The organism is Pseudomonas viridiflava, from assembly GCF_003702045.1.
GTDB lineage: Bacteria > Pseudomonadota > Gammaproteobacteria > Pseudomonadales > Pseudomonadaceae > Aquipseudomonas > Aquipseudomonas viridiflava_C.
Genome location: NZ_RBTP01000076.1, coordinates 347760 through 373410, shown reverse-complemented (window position 1 = coordinate 373410; position 25651 = coordinate 347760). Strand labels below are relative to the sequence as shown.

At 60.0% G+C, this 25651-nt stretch carries 19 protein-coding genes; 9 read left to right on the top strand and 10 right to left on the bottom strand.

The genetic code is table 11. The features are described from left to right. Positions 1 to 61 precede the first annotated feature (61 nt). The gene (locus tag ALP40_RS24550) at positions 62 to 1060 is read right to left on the bottom strand and encodes a D-cysteine desulfhydrase (RefSeq protein ID WP_122210714.1); all 999 of its coding nucleotides are present in this window, start codon (positions 1058 to 1060) and stop codon (positions 62 to 64) included. Positions 1061 to 1258: 198 nt separating this feature from the next. On the opposite strand from ALP40_RS24550, the gene epsC reads away from it, so the two are divergent. Both epsC and betT read left to right on the top strand, forming a co-directional pair. Continuing rightward, positions 1259 to 2209, top strand: coding sequence for a serine O-acetyltransferase EpsC (gene epsC / locus ALP40_RS24545; protein WP_122210713.1), 951 nt, complete (start codon positions 1259 to 1261; stop codon positions 2207 to 2209). Between the two features lie 464 nt (positions 2210 to 2673). Further along, on the top strand, positions 2674 to 4629 hold the full coding sequence (gene betT, locus ALP40_RS24540; RefSeq protein WP_183136087.1) for a choline transporter BetT: 1956 nt from the start codon (positions 2674 to 2676) through the stop codon (positions 4627 to 4629). Between the two features lie 123 nt (positions 4630 to 4752). Here the strand turns inward: betT and ALP40_RS24535 are convergent, their stop codons facing one another. Beyond that, the gene (locus ALP40_RS24535) at positions 4753 to 5799 is read right to left on the bottom strand and encodes a LacI family DNA-binding transcriptional regulator (protein WP_122210711.1); all 1047 of its coding nucleotides are present in this window, start codon (positions 5797 to 5799) and stop codon (positions 4753 to 4755) included. A gap of 217 nt (positions 5800 to 6016) precedes the next feature. Here ALP40_RS24535 and ALP40_RS24530 point away from each other — a divergent pair, with 217 nt between their 5' ends. The 4 genes from ALP40_RS24530 (at position 6017) to mgrA (ending at position 11752) form a co-directional block, all read left to right on the top strand. Continuing rightward, entirely contained in the window at positions 6017 to 8284 is a 2268-nt protein-coding gene (locus tag ALP40_RS24530; RefSeq protein ID WP_122210768.1) for a TonB-dependent receptor, read from the top strand. A gap of 28 nt (positions 8285 to 8312) precedes the next feature. Next, positions 8313 to 9638, top strand: coding sequence for an LLM class flavin-dependent oxidoreductase (locus ALP40_RS24525; RefSeq protein ID WP_122210710.1), 1326 nt, complete (start codon positions 8313 to 8315; stop codon positions 9636 to 9638). A gap of 114 nt (positions 9639 to 9752) precedes the next feature. Further along, positions 9753 to 10688 carry a sulfonate ABC transporter substrate-binding protein gene (locus ALP40_RS24520; protein ID WP_122210709.1) on the top strand — a complete coding sequence of 312 codons (936 nt, stop codon included), beginning with the start codon at positions 9753 to 9755 and terminating at the stop codon, positions 10686 to 10688. 26 nt (positions 10689 to 10714) lie between these two features. Further along, entirely contained in the window at positions 10715 to 11752 is a 1038-nt protein-coding gene (gene mgrA / locus ALP40_RS24515; protein WP_122210708.1) for an L-glyceraldehyde 3-phosphate reductase, read from the top strand. A 142-nt stretch (positions 11753 to 11894) separates the two neighbouring features. Here mgrA and ntrC read toward each other — a convergent pair whose 3' ends face one another. The 6 genes from ntrC to glnA form a co-directional block, all read right to left on the bottom strand. Then, a complete protein-coding gene (gene ntrC / locus ALP40_RS24505) occupies positions 11895 to 13331 on the bottom strand; it encodes a nitrogen regulation protein NR(I) (protein ID WP_024686097.1) in 1437 nt (478 codons plus the stop codon). Then, a complete protein-coding gene (gene glnL / locus ALP40_RS24500; RefSeq protein WP_004882729.1) occupies positions 13328 to 14413 on the bottom strand; it encodes a nitrogen regulation protein NR(II) in 1086 nt (361 codons plus the stop codon). Before glnL ends, ntrC begins: the two co-directional genes overlap by 4 nt. A 592-nt stretch (positions 14414 to 15005) precedes the next feature. Then, positions 15006 to 15629, bottom strand: coding sequence for a DUF4124 domain-containing protein (locus ALP40_RS24495; protein ID WP_122210707.1), 624 nt, complete (start codon positions 15627 to 15629; stop codon positions 15006 to 15008). Between the two features lie 2 nt (positions 15630 to 15631). Next, positions 15632 to 16165, bottom strand: a complete 534-nt coding sequence (locus ALP40_RS24490) for a DUF4124 domain-containing protein (RefSeq protein ID WP_122210706.1) — start codon at positions 16163 to 16165, stop codon at positions 15632 to 15634. A gap of 68 nt (positions 16166 to 16233) precedes the next feature. Then, entirely contained in the window at positions 16234 to 16791 is a 558-nt protein-coding gene (locus ALP40_RS24485) for a chorismate mutase (protein ID WP_122210705.1), read from the bottom strand. Positions 16792 to 16977: 186 nt separating this feature from the next. Then, entirely contained in the window at positions 16978 to 18384 is a 1407-nt protein-coding gene (glnA, locus tag ALP40_RS24480) for a glutamate--ammonia ligase (RefSeq protein ID WP_122210704.1), read from the bottom strand. Between the two features lie 334 nt (positions 18385 to 18718). Between glnA and thiI the strand changes: the two genes are divergently transcribed. Further along, positions 18719 to 20173: a tRNA uracil 4-sulfurtransferase ThiI gene (gene thiI, locus ALP40_RS24470; RefSeq protein ID WP_122210703.1), complete on the top strand. Its 1455-nt coding sequence runs from the start codon at positions 18719 to 18721 to the stop codon at positions 20171 to 20173. 142 nt (positions 20174 to 20315) lie between these two features. Continuing rightward, a complete protein-coding gene (gene typA, locus ALP40_RS24465) occupies positions 20316 to 22136 on the top strand; it encodes a translational GTPase TypA (RefSeq protein WP_122210702.1) in 1821 nt (606 codons plus the stop codon). Positions 22137 to 22242: 106 nt separating this feature from the next. Here typA and ALP40_RS24460 read toward each other — a convergent pair whose 3' ends face one another. Then, positions 22243 to 23631: a GTPase/DUF3482 domain-containing protein gene (locus tag ALP40_RS24460; RefSeq protein WP_122210701.1), complete on the bottom strand. Its 1389-nt coding sequence runs from the start codon at positions 23629 to 23631 to the stop codon at positions 22243 to 22245. Then, the gene (locus ALP40_RS24455; RefSeq protein WP_122210700.1) at positions 23624 to 25003 is read right to left on the bottom strand and encodes a DUF2868 domain-containing protein; all 1380 of its coding nucleotides are present in this window, start codon (positions 25001 to 25003) and stop codon (positions 23624 to 23626) included. Before ALP40_RS24455 ends, ALP40_RS24460 begins: the two co-directional genes overlap by 8 nt. 109 nt (positions 25004 to 25112) lie before the next feature. Between ALP40_RS24455 and ALP40_RS24450 the strand changes: the two genes are divergently transcribed. Then, on the top strand, positions 25113 to 25625 hold the full coding sequence (locus ALP40_RS24450; RefSeq protein WP_122210699.1) for a dihydrofolate reductase: 513 nt from the start codon (positions 25113 to 25115) through the stop codon (positions 25623 to 25625). Positions 25626 to 25651 lie beyond the last annotated feature (26 nt).

Sequence of the window (25651 nt, the reverse complement as noted above, 5' to 3'; positions counted from 1 at the left end):
AAAATAACTAAAAAAGCGCTCGGCTTTCATTTTGGGCATAACTTTGATCTTTGCTACAGAATCAGGTCAAGAATAGGTCCGGATAGGCGAATAGCGCAGGGGCGCCACCGGTGTGCAGAAAGATCAGCGGACCATCGTTGAAGCGCTGACGCCCGATGCCATCCAGCAAACCTGCCATTGCCTTGCCGGTGTAGACCGGATCCAGTAACAGACCCTCGTGACCCGCAACAAGTTTGATCGCCGAGAGTGTGCCGGCGTTCGGCTCACCGTAGCGTGGGGCGAAATATTCGTCCCACAACTCAACCTTGAAGCCTTGCGGCAGCGGGATTTCCAGCAGCTCGGCGGTGCGTTCTGCCAGGTTTTGAACCTTGGGTAATTGGGCTTCTTCACTGCGTGAAACCGTCACGCCGATGACCGGAAGCGTCGGCAGTTCGCTGGCCAGCGCCAGCGCCAGGCCGCTGTGGGTGCCCGCGCTGCCCGAGGCCAAGATCACGGCGGCAAAATCGACGCCGGTCTGTTTGATCTGTTCGGCCAGTTCAAGCCCTGCGCGTACATAACCCAATGCGCCGACCGGGCTTGAACCACCGATGGGCACGATATAAGGCTTCTTGCCGCTGCTGCGTAGACGGGCGGCCAGCGCGTGCAGTTGTTCGTCGGCATTGTCGAGGTTTTCAACCCGCTCGACTTTGGCATCGAACAGCTCCAGCAGCAGGCGATTGCCGTTGTGCAGGTAGTTGTTGTCGTCGGTGCCGATGGGGTTTTCCAGCAACGCCACGCAGCCCAGACCCAGACGAGCGGCCAGGGCCGCGGTCTGTCGGACGTGGTTGGACTGGATCGCGCCTGCGGTGATCAACGTATCTGCGCCCTGTGCCAGCGCATCGGCTGCCAGGTATTCCAGCTTGCGGACCTTGTTGCCGCCCAGCGCCAGGGTCGTGGTGTCATCGCGCTTGACGTAGATGTCGCGGCCAGCCCAGATCGACAGGCGGTCGAGCTTTTCCAGCGCCGTGGGCGCGCTGATCAAGTCCAGACGATTGAAGCGGGCGAGCTGATTTTTGATCATGGTGATAAGTGAGCCGTGTAGAGAGTCAGCGGACTATAGGCAGACGTTTCCTGCACGGCAACCCATCGATGTTTATGCTCCGCTCAGCCGTTTCGTACAGAAATTGTTATTTTTTCCTCCTGAATGTTTGCCGTAGAGTGCAAGCAGCAGCGCCCGATATGATCGGGTCGTCCCCCTTACGATCAAGGAGAGTTCAGCGTGAGCGATATTCCAGAAGCCGCCGACGGCCGCTCCAGCCATTGGCAGTTGCAACGTATCGTCAGCCAGCTACGCACGGCGCGTGAGGATTGGCGTACACGCAACCGTCGTGTGAGCGGCGAGCATGGCGGCCGCGAGTTGCCGTCGCGTGCGGCAATGGGCGAGATTCTCGAAGCCCTGAGCGGGGCGCTGTTCCCGATGCGTCTGGGGCCTGTGGATCTGCGTGAGGAAAGCGAGGACTTCTACGTCGGTCACACGCTGGACGTAGCGCTCAATGCGCTGTTGGCCCAGGCCCGTTTGGAGTTGCGTTATGTGGCCCATCAACAGGGTAAAGCGCTGGCCGGGATCGATGAGCATGCATTGGTGCTGATCCAGGATTTCGCCACAGCCCTGCCGGGCATTCGCCGGCTGCTCGACACCGATGTGCTGGCGGCGTATCACGGCGACCCGGCGGCGCGCAGTGTCGACGAAGTGCTGCTCTGCTATCCGGGCATTCTGGCGGTGATTCATCATCGACTGGCCCACCATCTGTATCGGGCGGGCTTGCCGTTGCTGGCGCGCATCAGCTCCGAGCTTGCCCACTCGGCCACCGGCATCGACATCCACCCTGGCGCGCAGATCGGCCCCAGTTTCTTCATCGACCACGGAACGGGCGTGGTGATTGGCGAAACGGCCATTATCGGCGAGCGGGTGCGGATCTATCAGGCCGTGACCCTGGGTGCCAAGCGTTTCCCCGCAGACGAAGACGGCCAGTTGCAGAAAGGCCATGCGCGGCATCCGATCGTGGAAGACGACGTGGTGATCTACGCCGGGGCGACCATTCTGGGGCGTATCACCATCGGCCAGGGCTCGACCATTGGCGGTAATGTCTGGCTGACCCGCAGCGTCCCGGCAGGCTGCAACCTGACGCAGGCCAACCTGTTGCAGCAGGATGACGGGACGCAGAAATAGGGTTTTTAGCGCGTCCGAGAGCGGACGCGCAGCGTCGTAACGATCAAGTCCTACTGAATGAACACAGACCCAAAAGTGGTAGGGGATCGGGCGGCGTTCGGTTTGTCCGCGAATGCTCTGTTTCGGTCGATACCTCTTCATCGGCTGCACCGACATTTCGCGGACAAGTCCGCTCTCACAGCCCAATACATCGCACCCGACATACGAATCCCGCACCCGGGAACGAACGCTCTCACGCACACGTCATACCCAGGTCTGAGCCAGCAATCACAGCCCCGCGATTCGTAATCACGGGGCCTTTCGTGTTTAAATTGAACGTTCATTCAAGTTAAACCGGTGGTTCGCTGCCCGCTCACAACAGGAGGCTTACCCTTGCCGTATGCGTTTTTTGCAGTTGTTTCAATCAGTCCGGAGGCATGCAGTCGATGAGCACTCCGAGTACGCAACCTAGCGGTATGGTCCGCATGAACGCTCCAGTGTTCTACTTCGCTGCGAGCTTCATCCTGATCTTCGGCCTCACGGTGATCGCCTTCCCTCAAGCCGCAGGTGCCTGGCTGCTGGCCGCACAGAACTGGGCGGCCAATACGGTCGGCTGGTACTACATGCTGGTCATGACGCTCTATTTGGTCTTCGTGGTGGTCACCGCGCTATCTGGCTACGGCAAGATCAAGCTCGGTGCCGACCACGACGAGCCCGAATTCAGTTACCTGTCCTGGGCCGGAATGCTGTTCGCGGCCGGGATCAGTATCACGCTGTTCTTCTTTTGCGTTTCAGAGCCCCTGACTCATCTGTTGCAGCCCCCGCAAGGCGAGGGCGGCACGACCGAGGCGGCGCGGCATGGCATGCAGTTGCTGTTTCTGCACTGGGGCCTGCACGGCTGGGGCGTGTTTGCCTTCGTCGGCATGGCACTGGCTTATTTCGCCTATCGCCACAACCTGCCGTTGGCATTGCGTTCGGCGCTGTACCCGCTGATCGGTAAGCGCATCAATGGTCCGATCGGTTACGCGGTGGACGGCTTCGGCATCATCGCGACCATTTTTGGTCTGGGTGCCGACATGGGCTTTGGGGTGCTGCACCTCAATTCAGGTCTGGATTACCTGTTCGGCGTGGCACACACCCACTGGATTCAGGTGGGCCTGATCACCCTGATGATGGGCGCCGCCATTCTGGTCGCCATCGCGGGCGTGGACAAAGGCGTGCGCCTCATGTCCGACATCAACATGCTGCTGGCCTGTGCGTTGTTGCTGTTCGTGCTGTTCGCCGGTCCTACGCAGTACCTGCTCAATACGTTGGTGCAAAACATCGGTGACTATTTGGGCGCGTTGCCGACCAAGAGTTTCGACGTTTATGCCTACAACGAGCCAAGCGACTGGCTGGGCGGCTGGACCGTGTTCTACTGGGCCTGGTGGATTGCCTGGTCGCCGTTCGTGGGCCTGTTCATCGCACGCATTTCCCGTGGCCGAACCATCCGCGAATTCGTCTTCGGCGTGTTGCTGATCCCGCTGGGTTTCACCCTGGCCTGGATGTCGATCTTCGGCAACAGCGCGATTGATCAGGTGTTGCACCACGGCATGACTGCGCTGGGCCAATCGGCCATTGATGATCCATCAATGACGCTCTACCTGCTGCTGGAAACGTACCCGTGGAGCAAGACCGTGATTGCCGTTACGGTGTTTATCAGCTTCGTGTTTTTCGTGACCTCCGCCGACTCGGGCACCGTAGTGCTGTCGACCCTGTCGGCCAAGGGCGGCAACCCGGACGAAGACGGCCCGAAATGGCTGCGGGTCTTCTGGGGTGTAGCGACGGCGCTGATCACCAGCGGGCTGTTGTTCTCGGGCAGTATCGATGCGCTGAAATCGGCGGTGGTGCTGACATCGTTGCCGTTCTCGCTGATTCTGCTGTTGATGATGTGGGGGCTGCACAAGGCGTTCTTCATGGAGTCCCAGCGTCAGATCGCACAGCTTTACTCGCTGGCCCCGGTATCGGGTTCGCGACGTGGCGGCTGGCGTCAGCGCTTGAGCCAGGCCGTGCATTATCCGTCGCGAGACGAGGTGTACCGGTTCCTTGACCAGACCGTGCGCCCGGCCATCGACGACGTCACGGCGGTGTTCGTGGAGAAGGGCTTGAGCGTGGTTAACGTGCCCGATCCGTCCAACGATTCGGTGACCCTGGAAATCGGCCACGGCGAAGAGCGTCCGTTCATCTATCAAGTGCAGATGAAAGGCTTCTTTACGCCGTCGTTCGCCCGAGGCGGCATGGGCTCCAAGCAGTTGAACAACCGCCGCTACTATCGCGCCGAGGTTCACCTGAGTGAGGGCAGCCAGGATTACGACCTGGTTGGCTACACCAAGGACCAAGTGATCAACGACGTGCTCGACCAGTACGAGCGGCACATGCAGTTCCTGCATCTGGTGCGTTGATCGAGCGGGCCTGACTATGATGCGCAGCGTGGGGACGATCAAACCAGTCGGATGATCTCCCATGCTCCGCGTCCGCATCTCGAATGTGATGCCTACCCATGCCGAGCGATGGGCATGATCAAATCAAGTGCTTTCCCGCTCAACCAACTCGCACTCCAGCAGATTCAGCCGCTGAATTTCGCCCTCTGTCGGCAACACCCCCAGGCTCTCCAGCACGCGCTGCGCAGCGAGCACGCCGATCTGCAGGGCGGGCGGTTTGATGGTGGTCAGGCTGGGTATCATCATTTTGGCGAACGCGTAATCGCCAAAGCCCATCACCGCGCAATCCCGCGGCGTTTGCAGGCCGATGCGCTGGCTGGTCAACAGCCCGCCGGCTGCCAGATTGTCGTTGGCGAAGAAAATGGCGTCAGGGCGGGGATGGTTGTCCATCAACGTATCCATCGCCTGCTTGCCCGCCTCAAACGGCGCAAGCCCCGCCTCCGGCACGAATACCCACGGCTTCAGGCCCAATGTTTTCAACGTCGCGATACAACCGTCGCGACGCTCTTGCGCGCTGAAGTCGCCGGGAACGCTGTTCTCCACGAAGGCAATACGACGGTAGCCTTTGCCGTGCAGGTAGCGCGCTGCCGTAACGCCGACCTCGTAATGGGAAAAACCGATCTGGATCGGGCTACGTTCCGGCTGATGGTCCCAGGTTTCAATCACCGGGATGTCGGCCTGCTCGATCATTTTTTCCGTGGCTTCGCTGTGAAAGCGACTGGTCAACACCAGTGCTGCGGGCGACCAGCCTAAAAAAGCGCGCACGGCACTTTCTTCCTGTTCCACCGAGAAATAGCTTGAGGCCAGCAGCAGCTGAAATCCGTGCTGGCTCAAGGTGTCGCTGAAGCCTTGAATCGTATTGGCAAAGATGGGGCCTGAGATGTTCGGGATCACCATCGCCACCACTCGGCTACGCGCTGACGCCAAACCGCCTGCCACCAGATTGGGCACGTAGCCCAGCGCATCGACCGCCGCCGCAATGCGTTCGCGCAATGGCGGGGAAACCTGTTCCGGCTGGTTGAAGTAGCGCGAAACGGTGATGGCCGACACGCCTGCCTGTTTGGCCACGGCGTTGATCGTCACCCGGCCTGCGCCTCGGCGTTTACGTGTCACGGGTGTTTTTTCAGCCATGCTGATGCGCTTCTTTTAAAATTAAAAAGCATATAAAACTAATTTTTAAGTATTGGACGATCTATCTGTCATTTCCTGATACTGGTGATGTTAGCGCTAACAAAGATGGTTGTCTGCTACTCGCCACCGCGAATGCCCGGACCCGGTTTAGTCGTAATCAAAGGCGTCAGTGCCCGAGGCACTGTCGGATCAGGGCATATTTCAGGCAGGCACGCAGATGTACACAACACGCGGGGACGGGGTCAAACACACACGACTGGCGCAGGCCATCGATCAGGTTCACACGGCGCGGGGGCGTCGTTGCGGCTGGTTGCTAATGGGGCTGACGGCATTGCCGATGGTTCCGGTCATGGCGGCTGAAGCCGTCGAGCAGGCTGCCGAGACACCAACACTCGAATCGGTCACCGTAACCGCCACGCGTCGCGAAGAGTCGCTGCAAAACGTGCCGGTTGCGGTGTCGGTGATTCAAGGCGAACAACTGGAACGTGACAACCGCAACGGCGTCGCCAGTATTGTGCAGCAGGTGCCGTCGCTGAATTTTAGGACCGGCGCGTCAAACAAGGACACCTCGCTGTTCGTGCGGGGCGTGGGCACCGTCTCCACGTCGCCAGGCGTTGAGCCGACCGTGGCCACCGTCATCGACGGCGTGGTCTACGCACGGCCTGGCCAGGCCACGCTCGATCTGCTGGACCTGGAGCGCATCGAAGTGCTGCGCGGTCCACAAGGCACGCTGTTCGGCAAGAATGCGTCGGCCGGTGTGCTCAACGTCACCACCAAGGCGCCGACCGAAGAGACTCACGGCTATATCGATCAGTCCTACTACAGCGGCAACGAAAGTCGCACGCGCTTCGGCATCGGCGGCAGCCTGATCCCGGACACGCTTAAAGGATCGATCACCACGTTGTTCGGCAGTTACGACGGCAACGTCGACAACACGCTCAACGGCCATGAGGTCAACGGCTACAACCGCAAAGGCGCGCGGGGCAAGCTGGAGTTCACGCCCAACGACGACATCACGTTCACGCTGGCGGCGGACTACATGCAGTCCCACGACGACGCGCCCAATGGCGTGGTGGCCAAGTCGCTCACCCCGGCATTCACCAGCGCGCTGTCGCCGGTGCGTGCCGACAGCGACAACCGCAACGTGATCAGCGATTACCGCAGCCATGTCGAAGACACCAACAAAGGTCTGTCCGGGCAACTGGACTGGCAACTGGGTGACTACACCCTGACCTCGATCACCGCCTGGCGCGGCTGGGACAACACGCAGTATCAGGACGGCGACCGCCTCGGCACGATCACGGCGGCGTTCCCCGGTACCGAAGACAAAGGTGATCTTGAGTTCAACCAGTACTCGCAAGAGCTGCGTCTGGCCTCGCCAAAAGGCCAGTTCATCGAGTACGTCGGTGGACTGTTTTATATGCACGGCAAGAGTGACGAGGCGTACCAGCGTACGCTGATCACACAGACGCAACGGGATCAGGGGGTTGCCGATTACACCACCACCAATGAAAGCTATTCGGTGTTCGGCGAGACCACGTTCAATTTCACCCCGGATTTTCGTGCGATTGCCGGGCTGCGCTGGACACACGACGACCTTGAATACGACCACCGCCGCGTCTCGACTTCCGCTACCACGGTCAGCGGCATTCAGCCCGCGACCAGCAGTTCCGGTTCGGTGGATGAAGAGGGCAAGTCAGGGCGTTTGGGTCTGCAATACGACCTGAGCGACAGCGTGACCAGCTACATCACCTACTCGCGAGGCTACAAAGGCCCGGCCTACAACGTGTTTTTCAACATGCAGCCGCGTGACACAGAAGCCTTGAAACCCGAGACTTCCAATACGTGGGAAGTCGGCATCAAGGCCACCACCTGGAACAATCGCCTGACCACCAACCTGGCGGTGTTCCACAGTGATTACGACAACTATCAGGCCAACTTTTTCGACAGCGTGGCCGGGCAGGTGGTGACGCGGCTGGTCAACGCCGGCAGCGTGAGCACCGAGGGCGTCGAACTCGATTACGCCTTGCAAGCTACGCAGAATCTGAAGTTCTCCGGTGCGCTGTCCTACACCCGTGCACGCATCGACAGTTTCGCTTGCCCAGCCGGTGCTGCCGCGTCGTGCAATGTCGACGGCAAGACCCTGCCGTACAGCCCGGACTGGAAAAGCTACGTTCGCGCTGACTACACCCTCCCGCTGGACAACGGCCTGGATATCGAACTGGGCACTGATTACAGCTGGCAAAGCGAAGTGCAGTACGACATCAGCCAGAACCCGGACACCAAACAGGGCGCCTACGGCCTCTGGAACGCCAGCGTCGCGCTGGCCGATTACAACAGCGGCTGGCGTGTGGCGCTGCTGGGCAAGAACCTCGCGGATAAATCCTATTCGCCGATGCTCGCCACGGGTGGCAACTACGTGTATCGCTCGGTGCCGCGTGACGACGAGCGTTATTTCGGCGTGCAGGTACGCAAGGATTTCTAGGCGGCAACCGCAATGAAAGGAGACAGGTATGCGCGCAACGGCTCGACAGATGAAACTGGGGGCTTTTCTGATGGCCACCGGGCACCACGTAGCGGCCTGGCGACACCCGGATGTGCCTGCTGATGCAGGGCTGGATTTCAAGCATTACCGGCATTTGGCCCACGTGGCGGAAGCTGCGAAATTCGATGCGCTGTTCGTGGCCGACAGTGTCGCTGCCGCCACGGGCGACATTGCCAGCCGCATGGCGCGCTCCGATCATTTCGAGCCACTGACGCTGCTGTCGGCGCTGAGCGCGGTGACGGATCACATCGGTCTGATTGCGACCGCGACCACCACCTACAACGAGCCCTATCACGTGGCCCGCAAGTTCGCCTCGCTGGATCATCTGTCCGGTGGGCGAGCAGGGTGGAATCTGGTGACGTCGGATGCGGCGGCCGAAGCGCAGAACTTCGGGCGCAGTGAACACGTCGGGCATGCGGAACGCTACAGCCGTGCCCGGGAGTTTCATCAGGTGGTGACCGGATTGTGGAACAGTTGGGCAGACGATGCGTTCACCCGCGACAAGGCCAGTGGTCAGTATTACGCCCCGGCCAAAATGCAGGTGCTGAATCATCAGGGCGAACACTTCCGCGTAAAAGGCCCGCTCAACGTGGCGCGCTCGCCGCAGGGTCAGCCAGTCGTGGTGCAGGCGGGCTCTTCGGAAGTCGGTCGCGATCTGGCGGCGCAAACGGCTGAGGTGGTGTTCACTGCCCAGACCTCACTGGCCAGCGCGCAGGCGTTCTATGCCGACATCAAGAGGCGTCTGGAAGCCTATGGGCGCAGTGCCGACTCGCTGAAAATCATGCCCGGCGTGTTGATCGTCGTGGCCGAAACCGAGGCGTTGGCCCAAGAAAAATTCGAGTCGTTTCAGGACCTGGTAAAGCCCGAGGTGGGTATCGCGCTGTTGGGCCGTATGTTGGGTAATTTCGACCTGTCCGGTTATCCGCAGGACGGACCGTTGCCGGTGTTGCCGCTCACAGACAGCGGCCAGCGCAGCCGTCAGAAACTGCTCACCGAACTGGCCGAGCGGGAACACCTCAACCTCGCACAACTGGGCCGTCGCATTGCGGGTGGGCGAGGCCATTACAGCCTGATCGGCACGCCTGACCAGGTCGCTGATGAACTGCAGCTCTGGTTCGAACAAGGCGCTGCGGATGGCTTCAACGTGCTGGTGCCACATCTGCCTGGCGGTCTTGAAGACGTTGCTCGGTTACTGGTGCCCGAGTTGCAGCGTCGCGGCCTGTTCCGCACGGAATACGAAGGCACCACCTTGCGCGAAAACCTCGGCTTGCAGCGCCCGGCAGATGGTTTTTGATGATTGTTCCCGAATGCATCTCACGTCGCTCCGCGTCGCAAGCGGGACGCAGAGCGTCCCAGGCGGTGTTACCACGCAGAGCGTGGAAACAATCATCGGTAAAGGAAAAATCTCATGAAACCATTTGCACTCATTGCCGCCATTCTCGCGTTCAGCGGTCTGTTAAACACGGCTTCAGCCAGCGAACCGGATAGCCTGCGCATCGGCTTTCAGAAGGGCTCGATCAACCTTGTCCTCGCCAAGGAACACGGGCTGCTGGAGAAACGTTTCCCGCACACGCAGATCAAGTGGATCGAGTTTCCGGCCGGGCCGCAGATGCTGGAAGCTTTGAACATCGGCAGTCTGGATATTGCCTCGACCGGTGACATTCCGCCGATCTTTGCCCAAGTGGCAGGTGCTGACCTGGTCTACATCGGCGCCGAACCCGCCAAGCCGCAGGCCGAAACCATTCTGGTGCGCAACGAGAGTCCGTTGCACAAGGTGGCCGATCTGAAAGGGCGCAAGGTCGCGTTTCAAAAAGGCTCCAGCGCACACAATGTGGTATTGCGCGTACTGAACAAGGCAGGGCTGACGTTCAAGGACATTCAGCCAATCTACCTGACCCCGGCCGATGCCCGTGCGGCGTTTGAAAACGGCAGTGTCGATGCCTGGGCCATCTGGGATCCGTACTATTCCGTCGCCCTCAACGAAGGCCACAGTCGCTTGTTGGCGAATGGTGAGGGGCTTGGGTTGTCTGGCCCGCTCTACACCGCGCGCCGCGGTTTTGCTGACAGCAACGCGGCTTTCGTGCAGAGCGTACTCGACGAACTGACCGCAGCCGATGCGCTGACCCGCTCGCAACGTGCCGAGAGCATTCAGATTCTGGCGCGCAGCATGGGGTTGTCCGAAGCGGTCATCACTCAGTATCTTGATCACCGCCCGGCATCCCCGAGCCTGCCGATCACGCCAGAAATCGTTCGCGCACAGCAGGCGACCGCCGATCTGTTTTACGACAACCACTTGGTGCCCAAGCGGGTCGATATCCAGCAGGCCGTGTGGAACAGGCCTTGAGTATCCCCCTGACAAGAGAGGATTCAATGACGTATATCGCTGCCGAACATCGCTACAACGACATGCCTTATCGCCGTACCGGTCGCAGCGGGCTGGTCCTGCCAGCGCTGTCGCTGGGGCTGTGGCACAACTTCGGTGACAGCACGCCCATCGACACCCAGCGCGCCATGTTGCGCACGGCGTTCGATCTGGGCATCAACCATTTCGACCTGGCCAATAACTACGGCCCTCCTTACGGCAGCGCCGAAATCAACTTCGGTCGTCTGCTGCGCGAAGACTTCAAGCAGTACCGCGACGAGCTGATCATCTCCAGCAAAGCGGGCTGGGACATGTGGCCCGGGCCTTACGGGCAGGGCGGCGGTTCTCGCAAATACGTGCTGGCCAGCCTCGATCAAAGCCTGCAGCGGATGGGGCTGGATTACGTCGACATTTTCTATTCGCACCGCTTCGACCCGGAGACGCCGCTGGAAGAAACCGCCAGCGCACTGGCCACTGCCGTGCAGCAGGGCAAGGCGTTGTACATCGGTATTTCGTCCTACTCCGGGGCCAAGACCCGAGAGATGGCCGCACTGCTCAAAGAGTGGAAGGTGCCACTGCTGATTCACCAACCGGCCTATAACCTGCTCAATCGTTGGGTCGAGAAAGACCTGCTCGATGCGACCGAGGAGTTGGGCGCTGGCGTGATTGCCTTCACTGCGCTGGCGCAGGGGCTGCTGTCGGACAAGTACCTGAACGGCGTGCCCAAGGATGCGCGGGTCAACCGTCCGGGTGGCGGTTCGTTGCAGGCGTCGCACTTGTCTGAGCAGAACATCGCCCACGTGCGGGCTCTGAATGAAATCGCCCAGCGTCGCGGCCAAAGCCTGGCGCAAATGGCCCTGGCCTGGACACTGCGTGATCCACGCGTGACATCAGCACTGATTGGCGCCAGCCGTCCCGAGCAGATCATCGAAAACGTTGGTGCTTTGAAGAACCTGTCGTTCAGTCAGGAAGAACTGACTGAGATCGACAGCTTCGCGGTGGAAGGCGGAATCAACCTGTGGGAAAAACCGTCGCTGGCTGAGTGATCACGCAACTGATCGTTACCACGCCCCAGCAGGGCAATGTGCCGCCCATGAAGCTCCGCGTCCGCATCTGGATGCGACGCAGAGCGTCACGGGCGGCATGCCCACGCGGAGCATTGGTACGATCAGTGTTGAGGTAGGCCGTTCAGCCTTCCTCACCCTCGTCGTCATCCCCGCCATCAACTTTCATGCCAAGTTCCTTGATCTTGCGGGTCAAGGTGTTGCGGCCCCAGCCCAGCAACACGGCGGCGTCGCGTCGGCGGCCTGCGGTGTGTTTGAGGGCTGTTTCGATCATGATGCGTTCGAAGGTCGGCACAGCACTGTCCAGCAGACTCGACTGCCCGCGTGACAGCGCCTGATCGGCCCACTGACGCAGTGCCTGTTCCCAGTTGGTTACGGGCGCAGCATCCTGCGGCAGGCTGAGCAGCTCTGGCGGCAGGTCGCTGATGTGCACTTCACGACCCGAGGCCATGACCGTGATCCAGCGGCAGGTGTTTTCCAGCTGACGCACGTTGCCCGGCCAAGGCAGGTGCTTGAGGTATTCCTCTGTTTCGGCCTTGAGCAGCTTCGGCTCGACCGCCAGTTCCTGCGCGGCACGGCTCAAGAAGTGACGAGCCAGGGTCGGGATGTCTTCGCGACGGTCAGACATGCGCGGGATGTGAATGCGGATCACATTCAGGCGGTGGAACAAGTCCTCACGGAATTTACCGGCCTGCACGAGGGTTTCCAGGTTCTGGTGGGTCGCGGCAATGATGCGTACATCAACCTTGACCGGCGTATGACCGCCGACCCGATAGAACTCGCCGTCCGCCAGAACACGCAGCAAGCGGGTCTGGGTGTCGGCCGGCATGTCGCCGATTTCGTCGAGAAACAGCGTGCCGCCGTCAGCCTGCTCGAAGCGGCCGCGACGCAGGTTGGCGGCGCCGGTGAATGCGCCTTTCTCATGACCGAACAGCTCGGATTCCATCAGATCCTTGGGGATCGCTGCCATGTTCAGCGCAATGAATGGCGACGCCGAACGCGGGCTGTGGCGGTGCAAGGCGTGAGCGACCAGTTCTTTACCAGTGCCCGACTCACCATTGATCAACACGGTGATGTTGGAATGGCTCAAACGCCCGATGGCGCGAAACACTTCCTGCATCGCTGGCGCTTCACCGATGATCTCGGGCGTGCGGGTCAGGGTGGGTGCGACATCCAGACCTTGCTGCTCCTGAGCGTGCTGGTTGGCACGCTTGACCAACGAGACGGCCTCATCGACGTCGAACGGCTTGGGCAGGTATTCGAACGCACCGCCTTGATACGACGCGACGGCGCTGTCCAGGTCGGAATGAGCGGTCATGATGATGACCGGGAGGCGTGGATGCTGTTCGCGAATCCGTGCCAACAAGTCCAGGCCGCTGGCACCCGGCATGCGGATGTCGGAAATGATCACATCCGGCTGCTGACGGGCCAGGCGACTCATCACCCCATCGGCGCTGTCGAAGCTCTGCGTGGTCATGCCTTCCTGCTGCAAGGCCTTTTCCAGTACCCAGCGAATGGAACGATCGTCGTCTACGATCCAGACAGTTTCACTACGGCTCATGTCGAAGCTGCTCCTTGTTCCAGTGGCAGGAAGATCGAGAACGTGGTGTGGCCGGGATGGCTGTCACACTCGATCAGACCCTGATGCTGGCTGATGATGTTCTGGGTAATGGCCAGACCGAGCCCCGTGCCATCCGGGCGGCCGCTGACCATCGGGTAGAAAATGGTTTCCTGAAGCTCGGCCGGGATGCCCGGGCCGTTGTCGATGATCTCGATCTTGCTCACCAGCCGATGACGCACGTGGCCAATGGTGAACTGGCGCATGGCGCGGGTGCGCAGAGTGATGCGACCCAGGCGCAATTCGTTCTGGCCGCTGATGGCCTGCATGGCGTTGCGCACGATATTGAGCACAGCCTGGATCATCTGCTCGCGGTCGATCAGAACATCCGGGATGCTTGGATCATAGTCGCGCACCAGCGTGATGCAGCCCTGGCTTTCGGCTTCGACCAGGCTGCACACCCGTTCGAGCACTTCATGCACATTGGTCATGGCCAGCGAAGGCAGTTTGTTGGAGCCCAGCATCCGATCGACGAGGTTACGCAGGCGGTCGGCCTCTTCGATGATGACGTTGGTGTAGTCCTTGAGGCTTTCTTCGGGCAGTTCGCGCGCCAGCAATTGCGCTGCACCGCGAATTCCGCCCAGCGGATTCTTTATTTCATGGGCCAGGCCACGCACCAGCATCTTGGTGGTTTCCTGCTTCGACAGCTGAGCCTCTTCCTTGGTGATGCGCAACAGGCGGTCACGGGGGTGGACTTCAAGCAGCAGCAGGGTTTCGCCCTTGCTCAGGATCGGGGTCACGGCGTAGTCGACGGTCAGGGTCTGACCGGTCAGCGCGGTGAGCATCGCTTCACGTTTGGTAAACGGGTGCGCTTGCTCGACGGCTTGGCGCAGCGAACTCAGCGCCTCTGCCGATTCGGTGAACAGCTCGCTGATGAATTGCCCGTGGCTGCGCTGCCCGCTTATGGCAAGCAGCATCTCCGCCGCCGGGTTCATGTACTCAAGGCGCAGGTCGGCATTGAGCAGAATAGTGGCAGTGGTCAGGTTATCCAGTAACAGTCTGTGCAGCGCATCGCTGATAGTCATGAATCGTGTTGACCTCTTTTGGCACATCGCAATCGCGCAAGGCGGGTGCTGGCAGATCCTTGTCAGCAGCAGCAATGTCACCCTTTGGGTGCATGACGGGGTGCTGTGTCCGAGAAGTTGCAAAAACCAAACCAAGGCTCCGAAAAGAAGCGCTTTAATCGCAAAACAGGCGCTTTTTTTGTACCTGTGCCCGCATACGGCGCTACCCGAGGGTGATTTCTGAACCAAAGTGGGCTGTATTGTTGCGTGGATGTTCGATATGCGCACCAAAAAGGTGCCTAGACAAATCTGCTTCTGCCTAGAGGACGTAGAAGCTCACGGAGGTTACGACGGCAGCGATGGGCTGCGTAGCAGTCCTTAGAAATCGTATGCGCAGTTAGTTCGTGGGCAGCCTCTTGTCAAACAACGCATAAACTACTGAGGAAACATGATTTTGTGGGAGCAGACTTGTCCGCGAAGGGGTGTTGCAGCCCCTGAAGGTTCGGAGGCTGAAATGCAGCATTCGCGGACAGGTCCGCTCCCACGGCCCGGTGATTGCTGCGCGACAGCGCTGATCGAAAACGTGGGGAGGTTTCTTGCGTGGAGGATCGCTTCAGAGGAACGGCAGGATGCTGCTTTCCGGTTCGGGCTTGTCCTTGAGTGGACACTCCGGGCGAACGCCGTATTCCTCGGCCTTGCAGGGATTGACCGCGCGCTTCTGGGCCAAAGAAATGCGCTGCAGGTGAAAGGGTTGGTTGGGCGTCTTTTCCAGCACCCGTCCCATTAGATCGAATATCTCGACCGAGATCTGATGCGTGCCCCTGTCCAGGTTGCTGAGCGGGAACACCGGGCTGCGTCCCGGCTGGCCGACCGCGATCCCATCCAGCAGCAGCCGATAACGGTGACCGGGCTGCAGCACCGGGTCGCTGGTCACCGTCACAATCAGGTCACCGCTCGGGCTGCTGATGGCTGCATCCGGCTCGGGCACGAGGACGCGCAATAACTGATAGTGAAACATCACGGGCGGCGCGCTCGGCGTCTGCGCAGGATTGGCCTTCAAGGTCCGGGTCGGCGGCGTCCCCGTCATGTTGTTGCTCGGCGGGATGTCGACACGCTTGGCATTCTTGCGTGGCTGGTCGGTGAAAACCCGATTTCCGTTGGCGTCTATATAGGTGTAGACGTCTGCCAGCGCGGGCACTGTGTACAGTAAAAACACTACCAGCAGCAGGCTACGCATCTTCAAGGCTTGCCGAGATGAACGCGTTGCACGGTCAGGGTAATCGTCTCGCTTTGCTGGATGATGCGCTCGCCATCCTTCACCACCACCGCGAAGCTGTGTTCGCCGCGATCGATATTCATCACCTGGAACCGAGGCAGGTTGGTGGTCTGGCCATACAGGTTGCCGTCCAGCAGCAGTTGCAGGCTATGGGCTTTTTGCAGGCGCGGCTGGATGTTCACGCCGATGATGAACGAGCCATTGTTGGCACGCAGCGCTTCATCGGTGGGCAGGTCGGTGAGCTCCAGGGTGCTGTAAGCGTTTTGAGGCTGTGTCTGTGTTTGAGGCTCGACCGCTGACGGCGCGTTGTTGAGGACCGGCCTGGAAGGGCGGGATTCCACGCTGTTGAGCGGCGGCAGTTCGACGATTTCGGTCTTCACGCCATTGGGCGGCTCATTGCTGAACGCCGTGTTGCCATTCGCATCGGTGTACTTATAGATCTGCGCCACGGCAGGCAGGCTGATCAATAGCAGCAGGCAGATGAGGCTTTGACGCATGAGGCTCTCGACAGCAAAGGGCAAAGGTCACCAGCATAGAACACTTCGCCCCGTGTCGTGCATTGGTCTTACAGTGGTGCCGGGCACAAATCTGCGGTGGCAAGCACCAGGGCCTGGTCGTGAATGGCATCGCTCTGGTGGCGCTTGAGCGCTGCGCTCAGCAACGCCTGGCAGTCTTTGGCGTCACGTATCGGCTGGAAGTCGGCGTAAGCGCGCAGCAGTTCAGTCTGCAAGCGATCCAGCTTCGGGCGAATGTCGTCAACCAGGCTCAGGCGTTTCGTGTCCGGTGCCTTGCCTGCCGCATGCCATTGTTCGAGCAGGGCGTTCTGTACACGTTTGTTGGCTTCGATCTGGGCGCGGAACAGGCGTTGAACATCATCCGGGTTCAGCTTGAACTCCGCTGCACGGGCCTGAGCGGCACTGATGACCTGTTGCTCACGAGGCGGGTCTTCGACGGCCTTGCCACTGTCCCACTTGCTCAAGGCCACCTGATCGGCAATGGTCAGACGTTCGGTGATGGCCTGTAACAGCGGTTCCAGCGCAGACGGTTTCTGCTCGGCGGCGAAGGTAAAGCCTGAAGACAGGCAGGTCAGGGTCAGTAACGAACTGGCGAGAAGCAGACGCATGGGGCGCTCCGTAGTGGGGAAAGGATGAAGAGTTAACGCCAGCTTGCGATTCACGGCCAGTGGCGGCGCGTGAATAAACATTCATGCATTGTTCGACAATCGATCCGGCGCAAATGAAAAGACCTCCCGAAGGAGGTCTTTTCATGACGTCGTCACCGTTGCGCCATCAACGATGGCGCAGCTGGATCAGCAGCTGTAGTACAGCTCGTATTCCAGTGGGTGTACGAAGGTGCGTACTTTGATTTCTTCTTCGCTTTTCAACTCGATGTAGGCATCGATGAAGTCGTCGCTGAATACGCCGCCCTTGGTCAGGAACGCACGGCCCTTGTCCAGCTCTTCCAGGGCTTCTTTCAGGCTGCCACACACTTGTGGAATCTCTTTGGCCTCTTCAGGTGGCAGGTCGTAGAGGTTCTTGTCAGCGGCGTCGCCAGGGTGGATCTTGTTCTGGATGCCGTCCAGGCCAGCCATCAACAGTGCAGCGAACGCCAGGTACGGGTTGGCCGCTGGGTCCGGGAAGCGTGCTTCGATACGACGGCCGCGTGGGCTGGAGACGTAAGGAATGCGGATGGACGCCGAACGGTTGCGCGCCGAGTAGGCCAGCATGACCGGAGCTTCGAAACCTGGGACCAGACGCTTGTAGGAGTTGGTCGACGGGTTGGTGAAGCCGTTCAGTGCCTTACCGTGCTTGATGATACCGCCGATGAAGAACAGGGCCGTGTCGGACAGGCCGGCATAGCCTTCGCCTGCGAAGGTGTTCTTGCCATCTTTGGAGATGGACATGTGCACGTGCATACCCGAACCGTTATCGCCATACAGAGGCTTAGGCATGAAGGTCGCGGTGCGGCCGTAGGCATCGGCAACGTTGTGTACGCAGTACTTCAGGGTCTGAACTTCGTCAGCCTTCTTGACCAGCGTGTTGAACTTCACGCCGATTTCGTTCTGGCCAGCGGTAGCCACTTCGTGGTGGTGAACTTCCACGACCTGGCCCATTTCTTCCAGGGCGTTGCACATTGCGGTACGGATTTCATGGTCATGGTCGACCGGTGGCAGTGGGAAATAGCCGCCTTTGACGCCCGGACGGTGGCCTTTGTTGCCGCCGTCGATGTCGCCGTCAGTCATCCAGGAAGCCTGTTCGGAGAAGATCTTGAACATGGAACCGGAGATGTCGGACTTGAATTTCACTTCGTCGAATACGAAGAATTCTGGCTCCGGGCCTACGAATACGGTGTCGCCGATACCGGTGGACTTCAGGTATTCCTCTGCACGGTGAGCGATGGCGCGTGGGTCGCGATCGTAGCCTTGCATGGTCGACGGTTCGATGATGTCGCAGACCAGGATCAGGGTCGGCTCTTCGGTGAACGGATCCAGAACGGCCGTTTCGTCGTCCGGCAGCAGGATCATGTCGGAGGCTTCAATGCCTTTCCAGCCAGCAATGGAGGAACCGTCGAACATTTTGCCGACTTCAAAGAAGTCGTCTTCCAGCGCATCGCGCGCAGGCATCGTGACGTGCTGCTGCTTGCCCTTGGTGTCCGTGAAGCGCAGATCAATCCACTTAATGTCATGATCTTTGATGAGTTGAACCGACTTCGACATGGTGTCCTCCGGGTGGCTAGGGACCGCATTATAGTTTTGGGCCCCTTAAATTTGGGTGATGCCGGCGCGAATACTCTGCCAAGGCAACCTGCCTCACAAGGGAGCAATTTGCATGCCAGTGCCCCGAGTTGGGTTTTTTGCCTCAATCCGAGGCTCTCTGGGCGTCAAACGGGATTTTTGAGAAAAAATGCGCACCTTTATGGCGCTGCCAAATGTCGGCGCGACCCTTTTTGGTGCGCCGGTGATTGCGTGTACGATAACTGGTTAAACCTTGAGCAATTTCCGCTATAATCCGCGCCCCCCTTTTTTGGTCGGCACCTCACGCACCGTTTCCATGAAACTAATCGTTAAAGTTTTCCCAGAAATCACCATCAAAAGCCCGCCGGTTCGCAAGAAGTTCATCCGGCAACTGGGCAAGAACATTCGTACCGTGCTCCGGGAACTGGACGCGGACATTGTGGTGGGTGGCGTATGGGACAACCTTGAGGTGGAGACCCGGCTGACCGACCCCAAAGTACTGCACGGCATCACTGAGCGGTTGAGTTGCATGCCGGGCATCGCCAACTTTTTACAGGTGGCCGAGTACCCGCTGGGCGACATGGATGACATCGTTGCCAAGTGCAAGGCGCACTATGCCGACCTGTTGCCGGGCAAGATGTTTGCGGTGCGTTGCAAGCGCGCCGGGCGACACGATTTCAGCTCGATGGATGTCGAGAAGTACGTCGGTAGCCAGTTGCGCCAGCAGTGCGGCGCGGCCGGAATCGAGCTGAAAAAGCCCGATCTGGTGGTCAGAATGGAAATTCGCGACCAACGGTTGTTTGTTGTGCATGACCAGCATAAAGGCCTGGGCGGTTATCCGCTTGGCGCGCTGGAGCAGACGCTGGTCTTGATGTCAGGCGGTTTCGATTCGACCGTTGCGGCTTATCAGATCATGCGCCGCGGGCTTATGGCGCATTTCTGCTTCTTCAACCTGGGCGGTCGTGCCCACGAACTGGGCGTGATGGAAGTCGCTCATTTCATCTGGAAGAAGTACGGCAGCTCCCAGCGAGTGCTGTTCGTGAGCGTGCCTTTCGAGGAAGTTCTCGGAGAAATTCTGCAGAAAGTCGATAACAGTCATATGGGTGTAGTTTTGAAGCGTATGATGTTACGCGCTGCTTCATCCGTGGCCGACCGTCTCGAAATCGATGTGCTGGTCACCGGCGAGGCAATTTCACAGGTGTCCAGCCAGACGCTGCCCAACCTGTCGCTGATCGACTCGGCGACCGACAAGCTGGTCTTGCGGCCTCTAGTGACTAGCCACAAGCAGGACATTGTGGATCAGGCGACTGAAATCGGTACGGCCGACTTCGCCCGCCACATGCCTGAATATTGCGGGGTGATTTCGGTCAACCCCAAGACCAACGCCAAGCGAAATCGCGTTGAGTACGAAGAAAAACAGTTCGACATGGCGATTCTCGAGCAGGCGCTCGAGCGCGCGAAGCTGGTTTCGATTGATCGGGTCATCGACGATCTGAGCCGCAATGTCGATATAGAAGAAGTCAGCCAGGCACTGGCCGGTCAGGTCGTCATCGACATCCGTCACCCGGATGCCCAGGAAGACCAGCCGTTACAGGTGCCGGGCATTGAAGTACAAACGCTGCCGTTCTATGCACTGAACAGCCGTTTCAAGGAACTGGATAACACGCGCCAGTACCTGTTGTATTGCGACAAAGGCGTCATGAGTCGCCTGCATGCTCACCATTTGCTCAGTGAGGGGCATGCCAATGTGCGCGTTTATCGACCGAGCTAAGTGCCCGGGGCTGTTTGCCTGTGGCTTGCGTCACCGGCCCCCCGACACCAGTCGCCAAGCCGTAACGGCTTTTGCCGACTAGTAACTGTAATCGCCGGCGTTAAACCGTCAGCAGACCGAATCCTCTGATCGAGATACACAAGTGATCGAAAATCTACGCAACATCGCCATCATCGCCCACGTTGACCACGGTAAGACCACCCTGGTAGACAAACTCCTGCGTCAATCCGGCACTCTGGAGCGCAACGAGCTCAACGACGAGCGCGTGATGGACTCCAACGACCAGGAAAAAGAGCGCGGTATTACCATTCTCGCGAAGAACACCGCGATCAACTGGAATGGCTTCCACATCAACATCGTGGACACCCCGGGCCACGCCGACTTCGGCGGTGAAGTAGAGCGCGTGATGTCGATGGTCGACTCCGTGCTGCTTCTGGTCGACGCTCAGGACGGCCCTATGCCGCAGACCCGTTTCGTGACCAAGAAGGCTTTCGAAGCCGGCCTGCGTCCAATCGTGGTCATCAACAAGGTTGACCGTCCAGGCGCGCGTCCGGACTGGGTTCTGGATCAGATCTTCGACCTGTTCGACAACTTGGGTGCTACCGAAGAACAGCTGGACTTCAAAGTCGTCTACGCCTCGGCCCTGAACGGCATTGCCGGTCTGGACCACACCGACATGGCTGAAGACATGACCCCGCTGTACCAGTCGATCGTCGACAACGTACCGGCTCCAAAGGTTGACCGTGACGGCCCGTTCCAGATGCAAATCTCGGCACTGGACTACAACAGCTTCCTGGGTGTCATCGGCGTTGGCCGTATCGCTCGTGGCAGCGTCAAGCCGAACACTCCGGTCATTGCCATCGGTGCTGACGGCAAGAAGCGTAACGGTCGTATCCTGAAACTGATGGGTCACCACGGTCTGCACCGTATCGACGTTGAAGAAGCGTTTGCCGGCGACATCGTATGCGTGAGCGGCATGGACTCGTTGTTCATCTCCGACACCCTGTGCCAGCCGGATAACGTCGAGGCGATGAAGCCTCTGACTGTCGACGAGCCAACCGTTTCCATGACCTTCCAGGTAAACGATTCGCCGTTCTGCGGTAAAGAAGGCAAGTTCGTGACCTCCCGTAACATCAAGGAGCGTCTGGACAAAGAGCTGCTGTACAACGTTGCCCTGCGCGTTGAAGAAGGCGACTCGGCCGACAAGTTCAAGGTTTCCGGCCGTGGTGAGCTGCACCTCTCGGTACTGATCGAAACCATGCGTCGCGAAGGCTTCGAAATGGGCGTTGGTCGTCCTGAAGTGATCATCCGCGTCGTCGACGGCAACAAGCAGGAACCGTTCGAGAACGTCACCATCGACACCCCTGAAGAATCTCAGGGCAAGGTCATGGAAGAGATGGGTCTGCGTAAAGGCGACCTGACCAACATGGTGCCGGATGGTAAAGGCCGTGTGCGTCTGGAATACAACATCCCTGCTCGTGGTCTGATCGGTTTCCGTAACCAGTTCCTGACCCTGACCAACGGTGCTGGCATCCTGACCTCGATCTTCGATCGCTACGACACCATGAAGTCCGGCCAGATGTCCGGCCGTCAGAACGGTGTTCTGGTTTCGGTTGAAACCGGCAAGGCGCTGACCTACTCCCTGGAAACCCTCCAGGCGCGTGGCAAGCTGTTCGTTGAGCACGGTCAAGAGATCTACAACGGTCAGATCGTTGGTCTGAACAGCCGTGACACCGACATGGGCGTCAACCCAACCAAAGGCAAGAAGCTCGACAACATGCGTGCTTCGGGTAAAGACGAAACCATCGCGCTGGTTCCACCTGTTCGCTTCACCCTGGAACAGGCTCTGGAATTCATCCAGGACGACGAGCTGTGCGAAGTTACGCCCAAGTCGATCCGTCTTCGCAAGAAGATCCTGGACGAAGGCGAGCGTACCCGCGCTGCCAAGAAAGCCAAGGCTTGATACTTAGCCCTCGCTGAATAAAAACGCCCCCGGTCGAAAGGCCGGGGGCGTTTTTGTTTGTGGGACATTCATAAGACTCGATCATGGCGCGAGCGCTGACGAAGGCTCACCCGCGCAAAATGACCTCGGCCAACCCGTCAATCGCCTCATGCCGTTCTGCCTGGTTCAATCGTGCGTGCGGGTTGAGCGATGACCATTGCGGGTGGGCACGTGAGCGTGACAACGGTTCGGGCAGTTTGCCTTTGCGCCAAGTCGTGTCCTGCGGTGTGGTCAGCTCGATGCTTTGCATGGCAGCGTGGCCCCTGACGCCCAGCGCCAGCAGCAGGTGCCCTTGCCGCAGCGCGAGCAAGCGCAGCACGGCGTCGTCGACGGTCAGTTCCCGATGCCCCTTGAGTTTGCCCAGCAAGCGGCCACCGTAGCTGCGTGCGGTCAACAGGGCGCCGCCAGCGATCGCGCCCACCAACGCGGCAGCGCCCAGCGTGACGCCGCCGACCATCAAATCCACGCCTGCTCCGGCGGCGGCACCTGCGGCCACGCCTCCGCCGACGCGTACGCCCATCAGCTTCAACGTCTCTGGATTGAACAGGTCATCGCCCCAGCGGCCATCCATGAGCGGCAGGTCACTGGCCGTCACGTCTTCCTTACGAAACGCATGCAGCTTGAGCAGTGCCTCGACACACTGCTGTTCACGCTGCCGCACCGCCTGACGCAACGCGTCGATAGCCTGTTTCTCCTGATCGGGCGTGGTTTCGACACTGCGTCGACAGGCTGCGCAGTCGATCAGCATTTCAGCGATCAGGCGCGCCGCACTGTGTCGTTTGGCCTGCCGCTGTTTTTCCTGATCGCCAATCAAACGTTCCAGCGATGGACGAGCGCTTTCGAGCATGAGCGCCAGACTTTCGTACAGACGCCGCCCGCCATCTTCGGGTGGGGCAACGCTGTCGAAACGCACCAGTGCATGCAGACCGAGGCGCGAAAGCGCTTCGCGCCACTCCGGTTCGCGGTGCTGCTGTGCGCTCACAAAGTTAAGGACCGGCAGCAGCGGTTTGCCACAACTGGCCAGTACCGCCAGCTCGTCGCGGTATTTGGACAGCACTGGCTCGCGTGCATCGATCACATACAGGCCCGCATTCGAATCGAGCAACTGTCGTAATACCTTGGCTTCCTGCTCGAAGCGTTGTCGCGCCTCGCTGCCCTCCAGAAAGCGGGCCAGCCGTGCCGGGCCATCCAGCCGTTCGCCGGGACGGTCGAGACGCTCCAGATAGTCGAGCAGGGCGATGGCATCTTCCAGGCCGGGCGTGTCGTAGAGCTCGACGATGGCCTGGCCTTCCACCGACAGGCGTGCGCCTTCCACGTGGCGGGTGGTGCTGGGGCGGTGAGACACTTCGCCGAAGCTCACATCACCGGTAAGGGTACGCAGCAGTGAGGTCTTGCCCACATTGGTATGGCCAACCACGGCCAGCTTGATAGCGCCAGGTTTGCGGGCATCACTCATGGCCTGTCTCCAGCCAACTCATGGGCAGGCTGTCGGCCCACGGCAGTTGCAATTGATCCAGCGCAACGTGCCAGTCGTCCACGCGCTCAGGGTCCAGCGTTTGCCCGGCGGGTGCAGGCAGCAGCCAGATGCGCGTCGCGCCAGCGCAGCGCGTCAGTTCTGCGATCAGCGCAAGGCTGCCGCGGTCCGGGGAGCGTCGTGGGTCGCAGGCGATCAGCAAGCGGGCAGGCGGGTAGTGAGTCAGTTGTTCCAGCAGTTTTTGTCGCGACTCGCGGCTGTCCAGTACCCCTGCGTTGGCGATGCCTGCGGGCAGGTGCGGCGGCCAGACCTGTTGATCGTCCAGCTCGATGGCCACCAGCAATGCGCCCTCGCTTTTAGCGGTGCCTGCGTCACGCTGCACCTGATGCAGCAAGTCAGGTTCAGCATCGTTGACGCCCAGGCGTTCGCTGCTGGGCATCAACCGTTCGCGCAGTTCCAGGTAATCAGGTTGTTCAAGATCGAGGCGCAGTGCAGCGCGGCCATGCTTCCAGCGCCACAAGCAGAACCCTGCCAGCGTCAGACGCGGCAGGATGCCATACACCAGCAGCACACCCACCAGCCATGCTGCCCAGGCTTGGCGAGCGTTTTCGATAATCAGCGCGCCGTTGCCGCTTGCACGGATCATGGACTCGTCCGGCACACTGAAGCCGATCCAGGCCGGAATCGTGCCCAGGGTCTGCGTCAGGCTGACGAAGGTGTCGCTGCTCAGGATGGTGGTTTCCCAGACAAAACCATACCGGCGTGTCGACATCAGCAACAACAGCACCACCAGCGCACTGATCAGCGCGATCAGCCACAGGCTGTTGACCACCAGACCCAGCGCCCAGCGATTCAGGCATTTGCGTTGCAGCAGCAGAACCAGCGCCGGCGCCAGTTGCGCGGCCTGGGCATCGCGGGCGAGCTTTTCGCTCAGCCACAGCCAGAGGCGGCCAAGCCCGGAGGGATTGCGTCCGGCGAACACCAGCCCCAAGCCCCAACTGACCAGCAGAATCAGGTTCAGCCCCAGCAGGCTGCCCAGCGCCCAGAACACATTGACCGGTGTCTGTCCGTCGCCCATTGCCGCGAAGGCCAGTCCCGAGCCGCTGAGTACCGCCAGCACGGCCAGTGCGATCAGGGCCAGGCGCGCGCCCTGTTTCCAGTGGTGCAGGGCCGCGATCATGCCGTCGCGTTCTGCCAGCCATAAAGCACGATGGGTAATTCGGGTCGTCAGGTCGCCCTCGGCAGCGCGGGCACGGCGGTTGGCTTCCTGATCCTCCAGCGTGCCCGCCTGGCGTTCACGCAGGCGCACAGCTTCGGTCAGCCAGAGGGTATCGAGTGGTGTCAGCGCAGTCACACGGCGTCTCTTCAATGAATTCAGCGGTGAGCATAACCGCTGTCATGGGACTGAGCACGGCATGTAACAGTTCAGTGGCGCGCGGGGCGGGCTCTGATATCCTCGCACCATGACTACTCATCTTCCTCTCAGCCTGATTGCCGCCCTTGGTGAAAACCGAGTGATCGGCGTCGACAATTCCATGCCCTGGCATTTGCCGGGAGACTTCAAATACTTCAAGGCGACGACCCTCGGCAAGCCGATCATCATGGGTCGCAAGACCTGGGATTCGCTGGGTCGGCCGCTGCCCGGCCGCCTGAACCTGGTGGTCAGTCGCCAGGAAAATCTGCAACTCGACGGTGCAGAGGTGTTTGCTTCGCTCGACGCTGCCGTGAAACGCGCCGAAGCGTGGGCGGCTGAACAGGGCGTCGATGAAGTCATGCTGATTGGTGGCGCGCAGCTCTACGCTCAGGGCCTGGCTCAGGCTGACCGGCTGTACCTGACACGCGTGGCGTTGAGCCCGGAAGGCGATGCCTGGTTTCCGGAGTTCGATCTGGCCCAGTGGACGCTAGTGTCCAACACCGAGAACGCCCCGGTTGACGACAAGCCCGCTTATACCTTTGAGGTGTGGGAGCGCCGCTGATTCACTGCGGGCAAGGCAGCAAAAAT

What these genes read in the sequence shown, in the direction of transcription:
- ALP40_RS24450 (WP_122210699.1), top strand. Translation starts at nt 25,113, where the DNA reads ATGACTACTCATCTTCCTCTCAGCCTGATTGCCGCCCTTGGTGAAAAC.
- ALP40_RS24550 (WP_122210714.1), bottom strand. Translation starts at nt 1,060, where the DNA reads ATGATCAAAAATCAGCTCGCCCGCTTCAATCGTCTGGACTTGATCAGC.
- ALP40_RS24495 (WP_122210707.1), bottom strand. Translation starts at nt 15,629, where the DNA reads ATGCGTAGCCTGCTGCTGGTAGTGTTTTTACTGTACACAGTGCCCGCG.
- glnL (WP_004882729.1), bottom strand. Translation starts at nt 14,413, where the DNA reads ATGACTATCAGCGATGCGCTGCACAGACTGTTACTGGATAACCTGACC.
- ALP40_RS24520 (WP_122210709.1), top strand. Translation starts at nt 9,753, where the DNA reads ATGAAACCATTTGCACTCATTGCCGCCATTCTCGCGTTCAGCGGTCTG.
- mgrA (WP_122210708.1), top strand. Translation starts at nt 10,715, where the DNA reads ATGACGTATATCGCTGCCGAACATCGCTACAACGACATGCCTTATCGC.
- ntrC (WP_024686097.1), bottom strand. Translation starts at nt 13,331, where the DNA reads ATGAGCCGTAGTGAAACTGTCTGGATCGTAGACGACGATCGTTCCATT.
- ALP40_RS24485 (WP_122210705.1), bottom strand. Translation starts at nt 16,791, where the DNA reads ATGCGTCTGCTTCTCGCCAGTTCGTTACTGACCCTGACCTGCCTGTCT.
- ALP40_RS24535 (WP_122210711.1), bottom strand. Translation starts at nt 5,799, where the DNA reads ATGGCTGAAAAAACACCCGTGACACGTAAACGCCGAGGCGCAGGCCGG.
- ALP40_RS24525 (WP_122210710.1), top strand. Translation starts at nt 8,313, where the DNA reads ATGCGCGCAACGGCTCGACAGATGAAACTGGGGGCTTTTCTGATGGCC.
- ALP40_RS24460 (WP_122210701.1), bottom strand. Translation starts at nt 23,631, where the DNA reads ATGAGTGATGCCCGCAAACCTGGCGCTATCAAGCTGGCCGTGGTTGGC.
- betT (WP_183136087.1), top strand. Translation starts at nt 2,674, where the DNA reads ATGAACGCTCCAGTGTTCTACTTCGCTGCGAGCTTCATCCTGATCTTC.
- thiI (WP_122210703.1), top strand. Translation starts at nt 18,719, where the DNA reads ATGAAACTAATCGTTAAAGTTTTCCCAGAAATCACCATCAAAAGCCCG.
- glnA (WP_122210704.1), bottom strand. Translation starts at nt 18,384, where the DNA reads ATGTCGAAGTCGGTTCAACTCATCAAAGATCATGACATTAAGTGGATT.
- ALP40_RS24490 (WP_122210706.1), bottom strand. Translation starts at nt 16,165, where the DNA reads ATGCGTCAAAGCCTCATCTGCCTGCTGCTATTGATCAGCCTGCCTGCC.
- ALP40_RS24530 (WP_122210768.1), top strand. Translation starts at nt 6,017, where the DNA reads ATGTACACAACACGCGGGGACGGGGTCAAACACACACGACTGGCGCAG.